Source organism: Bacillus paranthracis (assembly GCF_001883995.1).
Classification (GTDB): Bacteria; Bacillota; Bacilli; order Bacillales; family Bacillaceae_G; genus Bacillus_A; species Bacillus_A paranthracis.
On the sequence record NZ_MACE01000004.1, the window covers coordinates 1 to 20,049 of the forward strand.

General features: G+C 37.2%; 18 protein-coding genes and 1 pseudogene. 4 read left to right on the top strand and 15 right to left on the bottom strand.

The window, feature by feature from the left end:
• Positions 1-510: 510 nt before the first annotated feature.
• Together helD and BAQ46_RS00055 are read left to right on the top strand one after the other, a co-directional pair.
• Positions 511-2,844 carry an RNA polymerase recycling motor HelD gene (helD, locus tag BAQ46_RS00050; RefSeq protein WP_071741420.1) on the top strand — a complete coding sequence of 778 codons (2,334 nt, stop codon included), beginning with the start codon at positions 511-513 and terminating at the stop codon, positions 2,842-2,844.
• 88 nt (positions 2,845-2,932) lie between these two features.
• Positions 2,933-3,496 (top strand): annotated as a pseudogene (locus BAQ46_RS00055) (hypothetical protein).
• Between the two features lie 167 nt (positions 3,497-3,663).
• On the opposite strand, the gene BAQ46_RS00060 reads toward BAQ46_RS00055, so the two are convergent.
• From BAQ46_RS00060 to BAQ46_RS00070, 3 genes are all read right to left on the bottom strand, one after another.
• Positions 3,664-5,112 carry an MDR family MFS transporter gene (locus BAQ46_RS00060; protein ID WP_001097156.1) on the bottom strand — a complete coding sequence of 483 codons (1,449 nt, stop codon included), beginning with the start codon at positions 5,110-5,112 and terminating at the stop codon, positions 3,664-3,666.
• A 25-nt stretch (positions 5,113-5,137) separates the two neighbouring features.
• A complete protein-coding gene (locus BAQ46_RS00065; RefSeq protein WP_071741421.1) occupies positions 5,138-6,529 on the bottom strand; it encodes an MFS transporter in 1,392 nt (463 codons plus the stop codon).
• Between the two features lie 152 nt (positions 6,530-6,681).
• Positions 6,682-7,047 (bottom strand): DoxX family protein, encoded by a 366-nt coding sequence (locus BAQ46_RS00070; RefSeq protein ID WP_000156910.1) that lies wholly within the window; start codon positions 7,045-7,047, stop codon positions 6,682-6,684.
• A gap of 281 nt (positions 7,048-7,328) precedes the next feature.
• Here BAQ46_RS00070 and BAQ46_RS00075 point away from each other — a divergent pair, with 281 nt between their 5' ends.
• Complete coding sequence (locus BAQ46_RS00075) at positions 7,329-7,814, top strand: MarR family winged helix-turn-helix transcriptional regulator (protein WP_000841456.1); 486 nt, start codon at positions 7,329-7,331, stop codon at positions 7,812-7,814.
• 57 nt (positions 7,815-7,871) lie between these two features.
• Here BAQ46_RS00075 and BAQ46_RS00080 read toward each other — a convergent pair whose 3' ends face one another.
• The 4 genes from BAQ46_RS00080 to BAQ46_RS30485 all read right to left on the bottom strand — a co-directional run bounded on the left by BAQ46_RS00080 (position 7,872) and on the right by BAQ46_RS30485 (position 10,515).
• Positions 7,872-9,131: an FtsW/RodA/SpoVE family cell cycle protein gene (locus BAQ46_RS00080; protein ID WP_071741422.1), complete on the bottom strand. Its 1,260-nt coding sequence runs from the start codon at positions 9,129-9,131 to the stop codon at positions 7,872-7,874.
• A 6-nt stretch (positions 9,132-9,137) separates the two neighbouring features.
• The gene (locus tag BAQ46_RS00085; RefSeq protein WP_000390165.1) at positions 9,138-9,545 is read right to left on the bottom strand and encodes a PadR family transcriptional regulator; all 408 of its coding nucleotides are present in this window, start codon (positions 9,543-9,545) and stop codon (positions 9,138-9,140) included.
• A 4-nt stretch (positions 9,546-9,549) separates the two neighbouring features.
• Positions 9,550-10,083 (bottom strand): sigma-70 family RNA polymerase sigma factor, encoded by a 534-nt coding sequence (locus BAQ46_RS00090; RefSeq protein ID WP_071741423.1) that lies wholly within the window; start codon positions 10,081-10,083, stop codon positions 9,550-9,552.
• Positions 10,084-10,347: 264 nt separating this feature from the next.
• Positions 10,348-10,515, bottom strand: a complete 168-nt coding sequence (locus tag BAQ46_RS30485) for a hypothetical protein (protein ID WP_000877814.1) — start codon at positions 10,513-10,515, stop codon at positions 10,348-10,350.
• A gap of 238 nt (positions 10,516-10,753) precedes the next feature.
• Between BAQ46_RS30485 and BAQ46_RS30490 the strand changes: the two genes are divergently transcribed.
• Positions 10,754-10,918 (top strand): hypothetical protein, encoded by a 165-nt coding sequence (locus BAQ46_RS30490; RefSeq protein ID WP_000561154.1) that lies wholly within the window; start codon positions 10,754-10,756, stop codon positions 10,916-10,918.
• A 199-nt stretch (positions 10,919-11,117) separates the two neighbouring features.
• Here the strand turns inward: BAQ46_RS30490 and glpD are convergent, their stop codons facing one another.
• The 8 genes from glpD to BAQ46_RS00140 all read right to left on the bottom strand — a co-directional run bounded on the left by glpD (position 11,118) and on the right by BAQ46_RS00140 (position 20,001).
• Positions 11,118-12,800, bottom strand: coding sequence for an aerobic glycerol-3-phosphate dehydrogenase (gene glpD, locus BAQ46_RS00100; RefSeq protein ID WP_000672813.1), 1,683 nt, complete (start codon positions 12,798-12,800; stop codon positions 11,118-11,120).
• A 133-nt stretch (positions 12,801-12,933) separates the two neighbouring features.
• Positions 12,934-14,424, bottom strand: coding sequence for a glycerol kinase GlpK (gene glpK, locus BAQ46_RS00105; protein ID WP_000759991.1), 1,491 nt, complete (start codon positions 14,422-14,424; stop codon positions 12,934-12,936).
• A 13-nt stretch (positions 14,425-14,437) separates the two neighbouring features.
• Positions 14,438-15,259: a glycerol uptake facilitator protein GlpF gene (gene glpF / locus BAQ46_RS00110; protein WP_001272193.1), complete on the bottom strand. Its 822-nt coding sequence runs from the start codon at positions 15,257-15,259 to the stop codon at positions 14,438-14,440.
• 228 nt (positions 15,260-15,487) lie between these two features.
• On the bottom strand, positions 15,488-16,048 hold the full coding sequence (gene glpP / locus BAQ46_RS00115) for a glycerol uptake operon antiterminator GlpP (protein ID WP_000394287.1): 561 nt from the start codon (positions 16,046-16,048) through the stop codon (positions 15,488-15,490).
• A 96-nt stretch (positions 16,049-16,144) separates the two neighbouring features.
• Complete coding sequence (locus BAQ46_RS00120; RefSeq protein ID WP_071741424.1) at positions 16,145-16,594, bottom strand: helix-turn-helix domain-containing protein; 450 nt, start codon at positions 16,592-16,594, stop codon at positions 16,145-16,147.
• Positions 16,595-17,125: 531 nt separating this feature from the next.
• A complete protein-coding gene (locus BAQ46_RS00130; RefSeq protein ID WP_071741426.1) occupies positions 17,126-18,199 on the bottom strand; it encodes a DUF3994 domain-containing protein in 1,074 nt (357 codons plus the stop codon).
• Between the two features lie 28 nt (positions 18,200-18,227).
• Positions 18,228-18,878, bottom strand: a complete 651-nt coding sequence (locus BAQ46_RS00135) for a DUF7018 domain-containing (lipo)protein (protein WP_062921986.1) — start codon at positions 18,876-18,878, stop codon at positions 18,228-18,230.
• Positions 18,879-19,149: 271 nt separating this feature from the next.
• Positions 19,150-20,001, bottom strand: coding sequence for a DUF2935 domain-containing protein (locus tag BAQ46_RS00140; RefSeq protein ID WP_000554476.1), 852 nt, complete (start codon positions 19,999-20,001; stop codon positions 19,150-19,152).
• Between the last annotated feature and the right edge of the window lie 48 nt (positions 20,002-20,049).

Sequence of the window (20,049 nt, forward strand, 5' to 3'; positions counted from 1 at the left end):
CCCCTAAAGAATTTAGGGAACAAGTGGTTTAGGTGTTTTGATTGGTGTCCCGTTTTCAGGGTTCACTTCATTCGGCCCAAGCTTTTTTATATGCCCTCTTCTCCCGGTAACTATGTCCGATTTCGGTAAATGAAATTATATAGTTGGTCCTCTGAATAAATTATATCGGCGATTTTTTAAATATATCGACCACAACTCCAATTATATCGGCGATTTTCGAGATATATCGGCGCAATTCCAAATATATCAGCGATTTTCAAAATATATCGACTTACCGACAAAAAACGACAACAAGCGTGACTCCCTCTATAAACACAAAAAAACCTTGATCCACGTATCATGGAACCAAGGTTTATCTTATTATCATTGATTAAATTCAAAAACTATGTTAAATTAGTACAGAAACACGTTTTCAGAAATACAAAGAACGTATTTATCCGTATCTTAATTGTACACCAAAACACATCTTCAGTCAACCTCTATTTTTCACTTTTAAAGGAGTGCTACCGTATGAACAAAAAACTTGATTTAGAGCAAAAACGATTGGATACCGTAATCGAAACGATTGCGAAACAAATTGATAAGCTGGAAAACGAAACTGGTAGACGCCGGGCAGAAGTAATCAATATTCGTAAACATTTCTGGGATGACGTGAAAGTGAATACTGATACTTTTGATGATTATCTTGAAACAGTTATCAACTTAAGACAACAAGCTCAGTCACTAGCTGTTACACAAATTACTCATAAGCACACCTTTAATCGACTTGCCGCACTAAAACGCATGCATAAATCACCTTATTTTGGACGAATTGATTTTAAAGAAGAAGGAGAATCTGCTGCGGAGCAAATTTATATCGGTGTAGCCACGCTTACTGATGCAAGCGGAGAAAATTTTCTTATATATGACTGGCGCGCACCCATTTCAAGTGTGTACTACGATTATCCACCAGGACCGGCTGAATACAGTACACCAGGTGGCGTAATTCACGGTAACGTGGAGAAAAAATTACAATACATTATTCAAAATGGCGAGATTGATTCTATGTTCGATACGAGCCTTACAATTGGCGATGAAATCTTGCAACAAGCGCTCGGAAAAGGTACGAACAAACATATGCAAAGTATCGTCGCTACGATTCAGCGCGAGCAAAATGAAATTATTCGTCACGATGAAGGCCGACTCCTTATCGTGCAAGGAGCTGCTGGTAGCGGTAAAACATCAGCTGCGCTGCAACGAATCGCCTACTTACTATATAAATATCGCGAATGGCTAAAAGCGGATCAAATTATTCTCTTCTCCCCTAACTCTATGTTCAATAGCTACGTTTCTAACGTACTACCTGAACTCGGCGAAGAAAATATGCAGCAAGTGACATTCCAAGAATATTTAAACCATAGACTAAGTAAGTCATTTGACGTGGAAGATCCATACGAGCAATTAGAATATATGCTAACTGAAACAAATAGCCCTACCTATAAAACGAGAAATGCGAGCATTCAATTTAAAGCATCTACTCAATTTTTCGAGATGATTCGAGCGTACAGACAATCTCTTGAATCTTCAGGCATGCTATTTAGAGGAATGAAATTTAGAGGAAAGCTAATTGTTTCTGCGAAAGAAATTACAGAGCAATTTTACAATACCGACTCCTCCCTCCGCTTCCATAGCCGTATTGAGAAGTTAACGGATTGGCTAAATAAGCAAATAGATGCACTTGAAAAAGCAGAACTGAAAAAGCCTTGGGTAGAAGAAGAAATTGAACTACTGAGTAAAGATGAATATCAAAAGGCTTATAAATATTTACAGAAAAAAGGGGAGTTTGACGACAACTCCTTTAACGATTTTGAGAAAGAAGCGAAAGTACTTGGACGTATGATTGTCCGTAAAAAATTGAAACCACTTCGCAAAGGTGTTCAAACATTGCGCTTTATCAATTTCACAGGCATATATAAACAGCTCTTCACAGATACATCATGGGTTACGGGAGAAAAGCCGAAAGAATGGGATGACATTTGCTCATTAACAGTAAACATGCTTGATGAAGGAAAGCTATATTACGAGGATGCAACTCCATTTTTACTTTTGAAAGAGTTAATTGAAGGCTTCCAAACGAACCGATCAATTAAACACGTACTCGTAGACGAAGCGCAAGATTATTCACCATTTCAGTTCGAGTTTTTAAAACGTCTCTTCCCTGCTGCAAGAATGACTGTACTCGGAGACTTTAACCAAGCGATATTTGCCCATGCAAGTGAAACAGTGAATTTCAATACGCTCACTAGCTTATACGGACCGGATGAAACAAACGGCATTAACTTAACTCGTAGTTATCGCTCAACAAAACCAATTATTGAATTTACACGTGCTCTCGTACCGGAAGGGAAGAACATTCACGCCTTTGAACGTGACGGTGAGAAACCTACAGTGACGAAAGTAGCGAATGAGAGCGAACTGCACGAACGTATTACTGCCAAAGTTGCTGAATTACAAAAACAAAATCACAACACGATCGCAATTATATGTAAATCTGCAGCTGAAAGCGCCGCGGCCTATGAGGCACTTATTCATATCGAGAATATTAAACTCGTGAAGAGTAACTCAGCTGAGTATGAGCAAGGCATCGTCGTGATCCCAGCTTACTTAGCGAAAGGTATCGAATTTGATGCTGTTATTATTTACAATGCTTCTAAAGATGTATACAGCGATGAGAGCGTTCGTAGATTATTCTACACTGCTTGTACGCGCGCGATGCACGAATTGCAACTTTATAGCGTTGGCGAGGTTAGTCCTTTTATTGTTGAGGCTGATTCGGAGAGTTTTGAGCTTATTACAACACCTTGATAACAATCAAGGTGTTTTCTTTTTTATGCAGGACTTACACCTTTAAAGTAGAATATATCAGTTTAGAAAAAAGTTAAGGAGCGAAAAGATGAACCATTATTTTATTGCTATTTATGACGGTGAGTTTCCTACCGAGAAATTACATACCATTTTACAATCTAATCCCACTTTTACTGATCTAAACGTCCGCACCCTTTCAATCTCATAACCAAGACCTTTCACATTATTAGTTGACGAAGAACACGATGCACTTACAACTGGACTTACAGACAAATACCACTTATTAACGAAAGAGTTGCAAACACTTGAGCAGCAAGAAAAGTACTACTATGTATACGATTATAAAATTAGAAAGACCATCGAGAATCCTACCCAAAAATGCTTTCCATTCGCACAAATCAATATAAGTGTTACGAAATTCCATCAAATGATTCAAAAAGTAAAAGACTTAAAACGACCTGTATTTGCAGGTTATAACATCATTTCTCATGATGCAGACATACTTACGATTGATATACTTCTTTCTTCACCTTTATTGGATCCTAACACTTCTGAAAAAAATACGACAGAACATGCTTATTTACAACAATTAGCTGAATCCATTTCTCGTTCTGAATTATGTACTTCTATTAAAGCGAGTTCACTTATTTAAACATAAAATGAAGCTTTATCGCTAAGTAGAGCTGCTCCATTATAAATTTAAAAAGGTGGGCTATCCGACAAATACTATTTTAATAAGAAGGAACCAAAATCAAATTAATATGTAGGAACAAAATAATAAAGAGGGTTGCCCTCGGCATACCCTCTTTACTTCGACCCTTAACTTTCTGAGGTCTGCGAACGTTTTATAAATAAAGCTACAACGACTGCAAGTAGTGCCAAACCAAAGCCAATCGTAAATGCGTTATGCACGCCTGAAACCATTGCTTCTGTCAATTGAGCTGGGTCAGTTGGATTTGAAGATGCATCCAAATATTTCTTTTGTCCGGAAGTCATAACACTAATAAAGAACGCAACTCCTACCGCACCCGCTACTTGCGATAGAGTATTCAAAATAGCTGTTCCGTGAGGATAAAATCGCTTCGGAAGTTGGTTCAAACCGTTCGTTTGCGCCGGCATCATAATCATTGAAATAGATATCATCATAGTGACGTGTAATAGGATGAAAGTTATTTTAGACGTATCTGCCGTTACTTGTGTAAAGAACCACATCACACCTGCTAATAATAACGTACCAGGAATAATAAGCGCTCTTGGACCAAATTTATCAAAAAGCTTCCCTGAAACTGGAGAAAGCAGACCATTCAACAGGCTACCTGGAAGCATGATAAGACCGGTTGCATAGACAGTTAAGCCTAAAGCACCTTGGAATAGAAATGGTAATAACGTCATTGTCGAGAACATCGTCATCATCATGATCGTCAATAAAATTGTCGTGAGCGTAAACATCGGATACTTAAATGCACTAAGGTCTAGTAATGGCTCTTTCAATTTCAATTGACGCAATACGAAGAATAGAATTGCTACAAGACCAATTAGGATTATGCCATATACTTGGAAACTACCCCAACCTTCACCTGAGCTACTAAATCCATAAACAATTCCGCCAAATCCAATTGTAGATAAAAGAATAGATAATACATCCACCTTTGGTTTAGTAGGCTCAGAGACATTTTTCAAATAAATAAATGCAAAAACAATAGAAAAAATCGCGAATGGAAGAACGAAATAAAATAGCCATCTCCAATTCAATGTTTCCAAAATGAGCCCTGAAAGTGTCGGCCCAATGGCAGGGGCAAACATGATTACAAGCCCAATACTCCCCATTGCCGCTCCTCTCTTTTCAGGAGGATATAGAAGGAGAATCGTATTCATTAATACGGGCATTATTAATCCCGTACCTGCTGCTTGTAACAAGCGACCCATTAATAGTATAGAAAATCCAGGCGCAATCGCACTTACAAGTGTACCGAAAGTAAAGATTACCATAGCACCTATGAATACTTGTCTTGTTGTAAACCATTGTACTAATAAAGCAGAAGCTGGAATGAGTACAGCAACTACAAGCATGTACCCTGTTGAAAGCCATTGAAGAGTCGACGCTGTTACATTCAACTCAACCATTAATTGTGGAAAAGCAACGTTCAATAATGTTTCATTCAAAATGGTGAAAAACGCTCCAATGATCATTGATATTAAAATTGGGAGTCTTTTCACATTGTCAAACTCCTTTGACTGCGAAGAAACAGGTGCAGTTTGAGTATTCATACATAAACCCTCCTTGTATTTTCTTTTATAAGTTTTTACTACCTTTGCTAGTCATATTTAACGTAGAAACGCCCATACCAAATTGAAAACGGTAGAGCACAACTACAAGTAAGATCAACAATGACATCACGCCGAAGATATTACTATACATATTTGCAGCTTCATTTGCAACAAAAGGATTTAGCTTTAGTGACGTCGATCCTTTATCAAGCAATTTCCCTACTACACTCATAGCCATCGCGCCAGATATGAAATTAATCATCGACAGTAATCCCATTCCCACACCTGTCTCTTCCTTTGACAGTGTTTGTGAAATTGTATTAGACATTGAAATCTGCATAAAGGTCTGTCCTACATTTCCGAAAATTAAAATCAATGCTATGACAAAAGCCGAGACCCCAATGAAAGTAGATAATAATGAGAAAGCAAGGAATATGAATACTGATGCAATAAAAACGAGTACAAAATTGCCCCGAGTATCAGCTACCCTTCCTCCCTTTCTTCCCATAATTGCCGAGGCAATTGCAGCTGGAACTAAAACAAAACCAATATTCGAAGGAGTCAATCCATTTACTGCCGATAGAAATTGCGGCGTCATGAATGTCATGCTAAAGCTCATCGCTGTCGTCATAAAGGCAAGGAGTAACCCAATCGAAAAATTCTTATTTTTAAACAGAGTCGGTTTAATAAAAGGCTCTGTAGCTTTTCTAATTCGCAAAATGAAGAAAGCTAACATAACAAATCCTCCAAGGAATAACAGCACTTGCATCTGCGTAATGGCAAGCAAGAAGAACGCGACCGATACAGCTAATAGACCTCCGCCAAGAATATCAATACTACCTGCCTTCCCTTTTGCATTGTCTAAATACTTTCTAAAGAAAGGTAGCGTTAGAAGCGGTAGTAATGAAAGAACAAACATGAGTCTCCAGCTTCCAAAACTCGTAATTAATCCAGCGGCAACGGGCCCTAAAGCATTCCCAAGCGCTAAACCAACTGCTGAAATTCCAAGCGCACGCCCCCTTTTCTCTGGCGCAAAGTATCTAACTGGAATAATCATTGCTGTCGCAGGAAGAACAGAAGCTCCCGCTGCCTGAATGACACGGCCTAAAATGATAACCCAATACTCAGTAGCAAGTAGACCAAGCAAGGAACCTAGAGCGAAAATAAGTAGTCCATACGTTAACAAATCCTTTAACCGATATTTATCCGCCAGTTTTCCCATTACGATGGAACCAACAGCATAAACGACCATATAACTCGTCATAATCCAACTAACCTCTGAAGGGACAAGGTTGAATTCTTTACCGATTTCAGGAAGAGCTACATTAAACATCGTACCGTTCATAACCGAAAATATTAGCGTAACTACTAAAACTGCTAGCAATTTATCTGCATTTTGTGATGAATGATCTACCATCTTGTAGACCCCCTTTCTCTTTCCCATAATCTATACAAATTTAAATGAGTATCAACATAATGAATATCCTCACTATTTTATTATAATGAGGATATCATTTTTATCGTACGTGCTCAGTTTCTACCTCTATTCAATCAAATCTACAATTCGCTTTACAGAAGTTCTGTTACTGCTGAAAAATGAATGACCGCAAGAACTAGTGCTAAAATCATAAGCACGGCTGCTGGCATGATTTTTCCAATTGGATCTTTAACACGCATATGTGACAATACAGCTCCTAACATAATACAAGCAATCCATAATGCTGCTAAAACTAATACGATCTCATTCCAGAAACCAAAAATTAGTCCAACCACGCCTGCTAAAGCAATCCAACCTGTCGCAATTCTAAACCATTGCGGTAAACCTAAATGAGCGAAAGCCTCTACTTGCATTTTTGCTCCTGCAATTTTACTCACACTTGAAAAGAAAAATGCAAAAATTAATAAACATTGAAGTACTAATGCTACAATAGTCATGTACAATCCTCCATTATATATTTTTTAAGGGTATTGCTATTAAATGCTGAAACGATTTGAAATTCCTTACATAAATCCACCTCTCTCTATTATCGTTTTCTATAGATCCCCGCATCAGTTATAATAGTAATTATCCCGCTATCACACATTATGAGTACGCGATATAATGAGGTTACTCACTAATTGTTTATAATATAGAGAGGATACTCACTAATAATATACAATATATTTATGAAACGTGCAAAAATGAACTACAAAATAATGAGGAGGTCATCCCATTCATGAAATCAAATAATCCAGCTGCAATAGATATCATCCATATTTTAATGCAATCGTCCAACTATGTTCAAAGAGAATTTCAATCTCAATTGTCAGCCCTTGACACACCTTATCATCTAACAGGTCCTAGGTTACGCGTTCTATCCACCGTTTCTGAAAATGGTCCCATTCGAATGAATGAATTAGCTGCTAAATTAGGCGTCAAAGCACGTACAGTTACCGATTTTGTCGATGCACTCGAACAAGACAAGCTCCTAGTTCGTATACCAGATCCAACTGATCGCCGAGCTACATTAATTCAACTTACTGAACGCGCGCATTCCAATATGGAGCAGGCGCTCGCTTTCCAAGACAAAGTCGCAAACGATATTCTAAAAAACCTCACATTAGAACAACGCGAACAGTTTTTTGAACTTTTATTACTATTAATAAAAGATAAGCAAATTCCAGATTCATGCGGAGAAGTTGAGAACGGAAAAACTTGTTAAGTGTGTAAATAAAACCACCTACACCCTAAAAAATATAGGGACTAGGTGGTTTGTTTTTTAAGCTGATTTTCTCGCTGGAATGTCTTTACGCCTATACACACTCAGTACAATCCCCATTATAAGCGCATGAAATACAGTCGGCGTTAATCCGTAGCTAATAAAAGGTAAGGATATAGCAGCAAGCGGCAATAATCCTAGTATCATTCCAACATTATAAATGAACTGGAATACAAAAAGAGTCAATCCACCAACGAGCAGCAATTTACCGTACCGATCATTTATTTTATAAGAGATGACTATTAATCTTGCTACAAAAAGAGAAAGAACGAAGACAAGAATTAACGCAAGCCAATACCCATAATAGTAAGTCAAACTTGCAAATACAAAATCAGTATCCGGAGCAGGGATGAATTTCATATCTCCATATGTACCAAACCAACCTGCTGACGACATTACCTCCTTTAAACGTATATACATAAATCCTGCGCCACCTGCATCACTCTCAGGATTTAAATACCCTAAAAGTCTATCTAAGTGGTATCCTGAAGACCATGATACGGATACCTTAATAATAAATAAACAAATAGGTACAACCGTAATAATCAACGACGTTTTCTTTCCTAGCTTACTCCACCAAAGCATAACGAATACCATCGTAATATAGATAAAAATTGACGAAAGGGTGGATACAATCAAAAATAAGTACAAAGAAAATAAATATAAAACCACAAGATGTATAATCTTTAACCTACTATTATTAAAAAAAGAAGCCCAAGCTAGAAAAAAGAAAGGCACTGCCATTAGACAGTCAATTGCAATTGGACCGATTTGTATTAACGGTTCTCCAATCATTGAAGCGTTTGGAAAACAGTATAGTATTAACAGGACAACTACTCCGATTACATAAAACAACCATCCCATTCTCTCTAATTTCCGATAATCAAGTAACATCATCCCAATCGCTGTTACAACACCGAGAATAACAAATATCACCTTATTTATCATTACATCATTCGTATATTCAAAAACCAAAACCGGCAAAAACCCTAACCCCATCGCAGCCACTAATAAACCAATTAAGAACCAATCCACCTTTGGCTTATGAAGTTTATTAAGTTCCCGCCCTAGTTTACTCGGACTCCCCATTTGCTCAACAGCCTTATCTTCAGCAACTTCCTCACTTAACCCTTTATCCATCCACATATTCTTTGCCTGTTTTAAGTGAAAATTCAGTTCAGTTGCTACTAAGTCCTTCGCTTCTTTTGATTTAATATGGTTCGTAACTTCTGTTAAAAAACGCTCCCCTTTTTTGTTCAATTTTTCTCACTCCTGTACTAATCCTTTTAATATAAATCGTGCCTTCGTAGCATTCTTCTCTGCCTTTCGCAGCATCTTGTTTCCTTTATCATTTAATTGATAATATTTAGCTCCTTCGTGGTCCCAGCTAGATTGGATAAAGCGATTCTGCTCTAGACGATGTAACAAAGTGTATAGAGACCCTTCATTACCTTCAAATGTTTGAATCCCTCTTCCCCGTAGTAACTGCATCAATTCATAGCCTGTTTTTTCATTCATAAGAAGTTGCAACACTGCTAAAAGGATATCTTCTTCTTTTTCGGACGATTGATTGATTTTTTCACGCACCCGCTTCTGGTGCTGATCAGAAAAACTCAAATGTTTAAAAGTTGTGTTCTCCATTGATTTTCGCAAGCCTTTTAATCGATCTTCCATTTGATTATTCCTCCAATCCTTTCTTCAAAAGCTCCTTCGCTTTTTTCAGCCTCGTTTTTATCGTGTTTTCCTTCACATCTATTACAATCGCAATCTCTTTAATTGATAATTCTTCATAATAAAATAGATAAATGACTTCTCGATATTTGATCGGTAAATTCATTACTGCAGAAGCCAGTTCACGATCCTCCGCATTTTGAATGACAGTTTGTTCCACACTTTCTTTTTGACTCTCCATATACGTAAAGTCATCTTCTGTAACAATAACTTTTTTGTTATACCAACTTTTTAAATAATCCTTACAATGATTAATTGCAATTCTCCATAGCCATGTTTTTAAGTTCGAATTCCCTTTATATGTATGAAGAGATTTATAACATTTCACAAATATATCTTGCGTTAAATCCTCCGCAACCTCTTTATTATTCACATATGAATACACAAGCTGTAAGACTTCTTGTCCATACTTGTTCATTATTTCGTCGATAAGGTCCTCCTTATCTTCTATTTCAAACGCTTCTACCGTTAATTCATCCACAGCCTTCCCTCCTTCCCATATATTAGACGACGCACTGTATGGAAAAGTTTTATAAATTTATAAAAAAATACAGAGGGTAATAACGTTTTTTATAAAACACTTCCTCAGCAACTTACATATAATAAACCGAATAGTCGTTACAATACATTCACCTAAAGAGCGTCTTTCTCCCACGGCGCTCTTTAAGTTTGCAATAAGAGGGGCGTCTTCGTTTCCTATCGCTAAATGAAAAAGAGAACCGATTTAATCGAGTCCTCCTTCTTTCTAACGCTCACTTAAAGAATCTAATATTTCATGGCCATACAAAGATGGATCGATACTATCAAAACCAGTACACTCTTCATACAAGTGTAGTATTTGAAATTCTATACATAACGCAGCTGTTTGTTCTTGTTGATTTATTGCTTTTTCTAGTTCTGCCGTGTATTTCATTTGGATATTGTTATCAGTATCTTTATTTTTTTAGTTATGTTTATTTAACAAGGAGTCAACTACCCCTACTGAGATAAAGCCTTTCAGTGGGGGTTTGAGTTTGAACACTAGGGCTTTTTATCTATATGTCTTGTTCCCTATTTTAAAACATAATACAATAAATACGTAACTTAATAAGCTATAACTAGTAGGTGTGGTAATCATCTCTTCCATTTTGAAAAAAGGGGGAGGTGATAATATGATCGCGATGTTTGTCATTAAATTAGTGTATGGTATCCTAACCGGAGCTGGCGTTGTCATCGGTAGAAGATACGTCGGTCCGTGGCTAATTTCTGTATACAAAAAAGCGAGAACCACCCTGCTTCGTGGAAAAGGTAAGGGCGGTTCTCGGCTAAAACGTTAATGTAATTGTCTTATAACCGCACCTACTACCACCACAATAGCAAGTTAGGTTACAAAGGCAGAAGTTTCTCAGGCTTCTGTCTTCTTTATTTTATGCAAAATTCATACTATATACTCTACCATCATTGTAACACATTTTATTTATTTTTAGTCAAGATAAAAAAACACCTAAAGAGTTTCTCTTCAGGTGTTTCTCTATTTTACGCTAATGCAGCTGCATGCTCTTGTTGATCTACAGGAATGACAGCGTCTGTTAATGCTTTTTCTAGTTCTGCTGTGTATTTCATTTGCTCTTCTTTGCTCCAGCCTAGTTTTGCAGCCATGTAGTTGATTACTGCTTCTTTCCACTCGTATACCCAGTGGATGTTGAAGAATACAGCGCCTCTGCGGCGTACGAAGAAGTCAACTGGTTTTGCTGTCATTTCGTAATCCATTGCGTATACAAGTGGGATTAGAACGTCTAGCGGCATGTTGTATTCTTTCGCTTCGTCTTTATGTTTTTTCGCTAGGTCAAATAGTACGTCAACGTTAGAGCCGTAGAATTTCGCGAATTCTTCTGCTTGTGCTGTTGTTAAACCGTATTTCGTACCTTCACCTGCTTTTTTCGCGATAAATGCTGGTAATCCTTTAGAGCCATCTACATGTCCACCAGAGATTGGCATATGTTTCGTTGTGCTCTTCGGATATGCACTATGCCCTTCTTTTTGTAGTAAGTTCGTTACGTAGTCTACTACCATTTCAGCCATTTTGCGGTATCCTGTTAATTTACCACCTGCGATTGTAATTAAACCAGATTCAGAAGTCCAAATTTCGTCTTTACGAGAAATTTCAGATGCACTCTTACCTTCTTCATAAATTAACGGACGTACACCAGCCCAGCTTGACTCGATGTCTTTTTCCGTAATTTTTACGCTTGGGAACATGTAGTTAATCGCATTAATGATGTATGTGCGATCTTCTGTTGTCATTTGTGGTACAGCTGCATCTTTATCATAGAACGTATCTGTTGTACCTACATATGTTTTTCCTCCGCGCGGAATCGCGAATACCATACGTTTATCTGGTGTATCGAAGTAAATTGCTTGCCCTAATGGGAAACGTTTTTGATCAATTACTAAGTGAACACCTTTTGATAACTGAAGTACTTTTCCTTTTTTCGAGTTATCTTTTTCACGAAGTGTATCTACCCAAGGACCAGCTGCGTTTACAATTTTCTTACCGTAAACTTCGTATACTTCACCATCTAGTAAATCGATTACACGTACACCACATACTTTTCCATCTTTATATAAGAAACTATCTACTTTTGCGTAGTTAACAGCTTTTGCACCGTGCTCAATTGCTTCTTTCATTACTTCAATTGTAAGACGCGCATCATCAGTGCGATATTCTACGTAGTAACCGCCGCCTTTTAATCCTTCTTGTTTTACAAGAGGCTCTTTCTTCAGCGTTTCTTCACGGTTAAACATTTTTCTGCGCTCGCTTCGTTTTACACCTGCTAAGAAGTCGTATACACGAAGACCAATTGATGTACTGAATGATCCGAACGTACCGCCTGTATGGAACGGAAGTAACATCCACTCTGGTGTTGTTACATGGGGACCGTTCTCATATACGATCGCACGCTCTTTCCCCACCTCTGCTACCATTTTCACTTCAAGTTGTTTTAAATAACGTAGACCACCGTGTACAAGCTTCGTTGAACGACTTGATGTACCTGCTGCAAAGTCCTGCATTTCAAACACAATTGTTGATAATCCGCGTGTTGCTCCATCTAATGCAATACCAGAACCAGTAATACCTCCACCAATTACGATCACATCTAATTCTTGTTTATTTACTCCGTTTAATACGTCTTTACGTTGTTTACTTGAAAATTTCATGGTAATTCCTCCCTTTGATAACGAAAAAAGAGACCACAAACTCCGCTATAGATTTCGCCTCTATAGCGTGTTGTGGTCTCTCCAAATCTCCTACCGAATTATTAACTTGTCACCATTATAACACTGTTTATGATTATTTGAAAGCTTTTGTTGCTTCAATTGCTTTTTTCCATCCAGCATATAGCTCTTCGCTTGTTTCCGCTTCCATTGTTGGTTCAAAGCGTTTGTCCATATGCCACTGTTCTTTAATTTCATCTTGGTTTTTCCAATATCCAACCGCAAGACCAGCTAAGTACGCTGCACCTAAAGCTGTTGTTTCATTGATCACTGGACGCTCTACAGGAACATCTAAAATATCACTTTGGAACTTCATTAAGAAGTTATTTTTAACTGCTCCGCCATCAACGCGTAATGTTTTCAGTTCAATACCTGAATCTGCTTCCATTGCGCATAATACGTCTTTCGTTTGGTAAGCTAAAGATTCTAGTGTTGCACGAATGAAATGCTCTTTCGTCGTACCGCGTGTTACACCAAACATAGCGCCGCGTACTTCACTATCCCAGTAAGGTGTACCTAATCCTACGAATGCTGGTACAACGTATACACCGTCAGTTGATTCAACGCGATTCGCATACACTTCACTCTCACTTGCATCTTTAAACATGCGCATTCCGTCACGTAACCACTGAATTGCAGAACCTGCTACGAAAATACTTCCTTCTAATGCATAGTTTACTTTACCATCTATTCCCCATGCAATTGTTGTTAATAGGCCATGCTCAGAAGCTACCGCTTTTTCACCAGTGTTCATTAGCATGAAGCAACCAGTTCCGTAAGTATTTTTCGCCATACCTTCACCGAAACAAGCTTGTCCAAATAATGCCGCTTGTTGATCACCAGCTACACCGGCAATCGGTACATTTTGACCGAAGAAGTGATAGTCAATTGTTTCTCCATACACTTCAGATGATGGACGTACTTCTGGAAGCATGCTCTTTGGTACTGTTAACATGTCTAGAAGTTCATCATCCCACTGTAAGTCGTGAATGTTAAACATTAATGTACGTGATGCATTTGAGTAATCCGTTACGTGCGCTTTACCACCAGATAGTTTCCATACAAGCCACGTATCAATTGTTCCGAATAATAGATCGCCGTTTTCTGCTTTCTCTCTTGCACCTTCAACGTTATCTAAAATCCATTTTACTTTCGTACCAGAGAAGTATGCGTCAATTAAAAGACCTGTTTTTTCGCGAACCATTTCGCTATAACCTTTTTCTTTTAACTCATCACAAATTTCAGCTGTTTGGCGAGATTGCCATACAATTGCGTTATAAATTGGTTTACCAGTCGTTTTATCCCATACAACCGCTGTTTCACGTTGGTTCGTAATACCGATACCAGCGATTTGTTCTGGTTTTACATCTGCTTCGCTTAAGCAAGTTGCGATAACCGCTAAAATAGATCCCCAAATTTCTTGCGCGTTATGCTCTACCCAGCCTGGCTTTGGAAAATGTTGTGTAAATTCTTTTTGAGCTGAATGAACAATTTCACCTTTTTTATTGAAAAGAATTGCGCGTGAGCTAGTTGTTCCTTGGTCTAATGAAAGAATATATTTTTTCATAATGGTTTCCCCCTTATGCTACTTTTCTACTATTTGTATTGCTTCCACTTTTTTTGCTTGTCATATAAGAGATTGCTAGTACAATCACAGTTGCAATAATCACATAAATAAGTGCTGCATTTTGTTTTCCTTCAAATACAACTTGATGGAATAATCCTGCCAGTGATCCACCTAAAATTGGACCTACTACTGGAATCCATGCATATTTCCAGTTTGAACCGCCTTTTCCTGCAATCGGAAGGAAGAAGTGCGCGATACGCGGACCTAAATCACGTGCTGGGTTGATTGCGTATCCTGTCGTTCCACCTAATGATAAACCAATACTTACAATTAAGAAACCTACGATAAATGGATTTAATCCATCTGCAAATTTATTTGCACCAATTGCTAATATACCAAATACTAAAACGAATGTCCCAATCATTTCACTTAAAAGGTTTGCAAATGTGTTCGGAATTGCTGGACCTGTTGCAAATACACCTAACTTTGTTCCTGGATCTTCTGTTTCTTTCCAGTGTGGTAAGTAATGTAAATATACGATAACTGCCCCGATAATTGCCCCAATCATTTGTGCTGCGATATAACCAGGTACGTCACTCCATGGGAACGCTCCCTTAAATGCTAATCCTATCGTCAAAGCTGGATTCAAATGTGCCCCACTAATTGATCCAACCGCGTACGCTGCAACCGCTACGGCTAAGCCCCAGCCCATTGTAATAACAATCCAACCAGAATCTTTCGCAAACGACTTCTTTAAACTTACACCAGCACAAACGCCGCCACCAAGTACGATTAACAACGCAGTCCCTATTAACTCTCCTAAAAATGCTGACATAGTATCCCTCCACAATCAATTTAAACGCTTTCAAATGTGATAGAGGTAAAATGAATGGCCATTCGTTTTTGTCAAAAGAAAAAGACCCACAGCTTTGCACGCTTCTATATAAATTTATATAGAAACAATGAAATGTGGATCTCTACTTTTCTCCGTCACGTTTATTAACTTGTCTATAATGTTAACCGTTAATGAAAGCGGTGTCAACAGAATTATTTCACATTTTCGTCACTTTTTTTGGTAATGTTTCCATAGTTCACGTTTTGATGTCGTAATTGCTGTCGCACCAGCATTTAAAGCTCTCTCTACATCATCAACAGTACGAATGAAACCACCCGCTAAAATCGGTACACCAGTACGCTCTTTCACTTCAGCGATCACATCCGTTAACGCTCCTGGGAGCACCTCTATATAATCCGGCTTCGTCTTTTCTAAAAGATTGCAACTTTTCTCCATTGCACTCGAATCGATTAAAAAGATACGCTGAATTGCCACAACACCTTTTTGCTTCGCCTTCATAATGACGCTCGCCTTTGTTGAAAGTAACCCGTACGGTCTAAACTCCTGACATAAATACTCCGTCGCATGCCCATCACTCTGCAAGCCATGAATTAAATCCACATGTAAAAATACCTTCTTACAATATTGCTTCGCAAGCGATATAACACTCTTCAATTGACCGACATGAATATCTAAAATAACGATATACTCATACGAACTATGTAATAGCTTTTCCAAATCTTTAATTTGCCTCACTGCCGGCAAAATCTTTTGTTCATGAAATTCCATTCTATATGTCCCCTTCTTTATGTCGTCCTATCCTTTATAGTACACAATTTAAGTAAAAAGAACAGCTAGTGTAGGGGATTTCTTTCAAATCTTTTTTTACCTATACATATTCTTCAACTTATTAGAAGCAGTGCCACCTATAACCATTAATATGAAAGGTAAAAAACTCATTACATATGGTGCGTCCGCTAAAATTGTAATGCTCGTTCCTGCAAACTTATTTAATGTCCATACAACGATTTTTGTAAGAAACAAAAATACCCCGACCATAAATAAACTATCAAAAAACACCTTCCATTTTGGATACGCCAATTGCTTACTATCTTCAATTACTTTTTGCGTCAACTCTTCATCGCTCCTTAGCAGTTCATCAATCGTAATACCGAACAAATCGCTTAAATGAATAATAATTTCAATGCTCGGATAGTTCTTTCCCGTCTCCCATTTCGAAACAGACTGCCTACTTACATGAATTTTTTCAGCCAAATCACTTTGCGACCAATTTCGTTTTTCTCGTTCTTCTTCTAAGCGTTCACTAAAAATCATACTGTGTTTATCACCTCTCTACATCTAGTATGGACAAATACATGATGTAGAGTAAAGCGAGTTGTCGTTGCGTAGCCTGTGCAACTTGTGCGTTACAGCTTATAATGGTGCTATTTCATATGCTATGCGATGTAGGTTTCATATATTTTTCTTCTATAATAATTTCCCGAACAATAATCGTGCTTCTTAACATTGTCGTTTCGTGTCGGTAAGTCGATATCTTATGTCGAATCGTCGATAAATCGAAAAAATCGTTGATATATTTCAAGTTGTGTTCGATATATTTGAAAAATCGTTGATATATTTCAAAAAATAAAAAAGTGGATAACGACATGTTATCCACGCTCCCATAATTATAATAAAAACGAATCCTTATCACTATCCTGATTCCCCTTCTTATCATTCTCCAGAAAGAAAATCATTTTATTCATTTCCCAACTTATACTAGTATCGATACCATCAAGAAAGATAATGAAATTAGAACGAGCAAAAAACCCTGTAAAATTCATTACAGAGTTTTTTGCCGATTATTTATTGTTTTGCATACCGAATACGAACGTTATCGTCCATATGATAAATTTGTAATGTGTTTCCATCATAGTTTTGTAATTTATACATCATACTATCATTTGTTAGCTTTACTTCTTGACCGTCTTTAACTGCTTTTGTTACCTTTAACGATAATTGGAATGATGGAACATCTACCGCATATGTTCCTGTTAAGTAGTTATCTTTATTCGGATAAGAACCATCCGCATAGGACTCAAATGTCTTATCACCTTTTAGTACTAACGTAGTTTTTATGCCACTACCGTAATCAATACCCCAATTACCAATAATCTCAGTACCATCTTTAATGTTCTTCTGCATGTTCTCATAATTAATTCCTAACTCTTCACTTGTACCAACTGTACCTACAAATACCCCAGTTTTTGCTTGGCTTTTATCTGTTTGAGCCTGACTACCAGTAGTTGAGTTTGCCTGTGTAGAATTACTTGTTGTACTAGTAGATTTTTCTGTGACTGTATCACCTTTTGTTTCGGATCTTAACTTATCGAACGTAGGCTTCCAAATACGTTTTGCTTCCTCTAGTTTTGTATTTGCTTTATTTAAGATTTCTTTATCAGTCTCTATGCTGAATCCTTTATCTTTGAATAACTTCTCTATCTCACCGAATGTTTCTCTTAGTTTATCCGTCGCTCTTTCAATCTCTTTTTGATCTTCTTTATGTTTTGGCGGTGCGGAAATCTTCTCTATTTTATCAAATACTTTATAGATGTCTTTAATACTATCTAATACCTCAGCTTTTGATTTACTTCCGTTTCTCAAATCCCTTACAGAAGCATCATAGTAATCAAATCGTCTTAACATATCCTGTTCAATGTCTAATAAATATTGTGCATAATCTTCATCCAAAACGCGAACCTTTTGAACATCTTTACTTCCTTCTTTCGCATTCGTTGATTTTTCTTTCGTTTCAGAAGCCTTAGATTTACTTGTTTCTTCTGTCTTTTCTTCTTTACTTGCCGAATCTTTTACTGTAACACAACCACTTAATAATAAAGCAACTGGAACTGCAGCAGCTATTAGTTTCTTCACTTTCATACCTCATACCCCTTTAAATCATTTATTCTTAGTTGGTTTTACTACCGATGCTCTTCGCTGCTTCTTCAAACAGTTTTGAACCTTCTTGTGCTTTACTTACTGCTTGATGCATTTTACTCTCGTCTTCTTGATCTAATGCATCAAAGAGAAGTTGAAAACAATCCGCATACAGTTCCATCGATTGCTTTATCTTCGCCTGTTCTCCCTGTAACTCAGGAGGCGCTTGTAAATTCTTCAGTTTCTTCGTTGTTGCCTTTGCTCCACCTAAACTTAGTTGTACTTCACTTTTCTTTTGTTTGTATGATTTTACGTCTGAATCTGCTATTCCTTCAATTAATTTCATTGTATCTTCAATTTGAGTAGCACTGTTTATGATATCTGCCTTATACCTTTCAACATCAGAACCAGTTACCTTACCAGTTGAAGAATTAGAAGAGGAACTTTGTTGACTACTTGATGAACTACTGCTTGTACCTTCACCTTTCGCTACAGATAAGCTATCTTCTTTCTTGCTATCAGTTGACTTACTCTCTTTCTCAGAAGCCTTATTCTCTTTCTCTACCTTTTGTGTTTCTTCTTTCTTTGGTTCATCAGCTTTCTTACCATCCGTTTCAATTGTAATACAACCGCTCAATAACATAACTGGTAATGCTAAACTTACTAATTTCTTTGCCTTCATGATTACTACTACCCCTTTAGTTGTAAAATTTAGTGTGAAAAAGTTAATATACTTAATTAATAAATTTTCCCCGAATAATTTATTAGAATCTACTACGAATAGATTTCCTGTATATTCACAATCTTTCCATATATATCATTTTACAAAGAATTACATATTTGGTCAAAGGGATTTATGTAGTTTTTAAAGAAACATTTCTACGCGAAAAAAGAAGCTAACAATAAATTGTTAACTTCTCAACTTAAGGGAAAATAATATCTTTCCTTACCTTCTAATATCTAGGTTGTGATTGAATATTTGTAAGATGAACATCATACATATCAATGATTTCAAGAAATCTATCAGCTTCACGGAAGACATGGTCTGCCAATAATGGGTGGATGATACTCTTTATTTTACATTGCTCAATTAAATCACGTGCTGTTTTCTTAAAGTCCCGAAGAGATGCAACCGACACACGATTTTGATCTAAAAATTGATCTAGAAGAGGGACAGTTTGGGATTGTGGTTTCATTGATTCTAAGTCAATTGCTTGATACATTAATGCATCAAAATCATTGCTAAAATTTCGCGCTGTATCTACAAGCTTTCTTTCCGATGGATCAAGAAGATGGCCAATAAATTTAGCATGGTCTGCCATAATCCTCAAAAAGAAAACATTTTCTTTAATAATAGCATCAGGAAGAGCATCTAATTTTCCTTCATTTAATTCCATTAAACGTTTTCTAAAATAATCAGCTTCCCTACTCGTATGGTCAACTAACAGTGGAAAGTTATTTTGTCCTGGCAATTTACATGTGAGAATCAATCCTAAAATTTTCCGTTTAAACCCCCAAATATTAGTTGCGGCTTGTTGTACTTCTGCATTAAATCTTTTGATTTGCTCAGGATCTGTTTCATTTGTGTAGGAATGCGCTATTTGTTCAATATGTTCAAACAATCGATAAAATTGATTCGCCTCTTCAATTAATTGCGTATCCTCGCATCTAAACCCTAAGCGAAGAAAAAGAGAATGCTCCTTCATGATTCTAGACCAAAAACGAATTTCATTTAATGAACGCTCAACAAACATTACAGATGTAACACCTGTATCCGGATGTAATGGAGTTTCATCCCTATGCATTGTTAATCCCCCCCAGTAAAATACCCCGCTAGTTCCATTCTTATGAAG

Coding starts and splice junctions, on each gene's coding strand:
- BAQ46_RS00120 (WP_071741424.1), bottom strand. CDS start 16,594: ATGATTTTTAGTGAACGCTTAGAAGAAGAACGAGAAAAACGAAATTGG.
- helD (WP_071741420.1), top strand. CDS start 511: ATGAACAAAAAACTTGATTTAGAGCAAAAACGATTGGATACCGTAATC.
- glpF (WP_001272193.1), bottom strand. CDS start 15,259: ATGTCAGCATTTTTAGGAGAGTTAATAGGGACTGCGTTGTTAATCGTA.
- BAQ46_RS30490 (WP_000561154.1), top strand. CDS start 10,754: ATGATCGCGATGTTTGTCATTAAATTAGTGTATGGTATCCTAACCGGA.
- BAQ46_RS00130 (WP_071741426.1), bottom strand. CDS start 18,199: ATGAAAGTGAAGAAACTAATAGCTGCTGCAGTTCCAGTTGCTTTATTA.
- BAQ46_RS00060 (WP_001097156.1), bottom strand. CDS start 5,112: ATGAATACTCAAACTGCACCTGTTTCTTCGCAGTCAAAGGAGTTTGAC.
- BAQ46_RS30485 (WP_000877814.1), bottom strand. CDS start 10,515: ATGAAATACACGGCAGAACTAGAAAAAGCAATAAATCAACAAGAACAA.
- BAQ46_RS00135 (WP_062921986.1), bottom strand. CDS start 18,878: ATGAAGGCAAAGAAATTAGTAAGTTTAGCATTACCAGTTATGTTATTG.
- BAQ46_RS00065 (WP_071741421.1), bottom strand. CDS start 6,529: ATGGTAGATCATTCATCACAAAATGCAGATAAATTGCTAGCAGTTTTA.
- glpD (WP_000672813.1), bottom strand. CDS start 12,800: ATGAAATTTTCAAGTAAACAACGTAAAGACGTATTAAACGGAGTAAAT.
- BAQ46_RS00140 (WP_000554476.1), bottom strand. CDS start 20,001: ATGCATAGGGATGAAACTCCATTACATCCGGATACAGGTGTTACATCT.
- glpP (WP_000394287.1), bottom strand. CDS start 16,048: ATGGAATTTCATGAACAAAAGATTTTGCCGGCAGTGAGGCAAATTAAA.
- BAQ46_RS00085 (WP_000390165.1), bottom strand. CDS start 9,545: ATGGAAGATCGATTAAAAGGCTTGCGAAAATCAATGGAGAACACAACT.
- BAQ46_RS00075 (WP_000841456.1), top strand. CDS start 7,329: ATGAAATCAAATAATCCAGCTGCAATAGATATCATCCATATTTTAATG.
- BAQ46_RS00070 (WP_000156910.1), bottom strand. CDS start 7,047: ATGACTATTGTAGCATTAGTACTTCAATGTTTATTAATTTTTGCATTT.
- glpK (WP_000759991.1), bottom strand. CDS start 14,424: ATGAAAAAATATATTCTTTCATTAGACCAAGGAACAACTAGCTCACGC.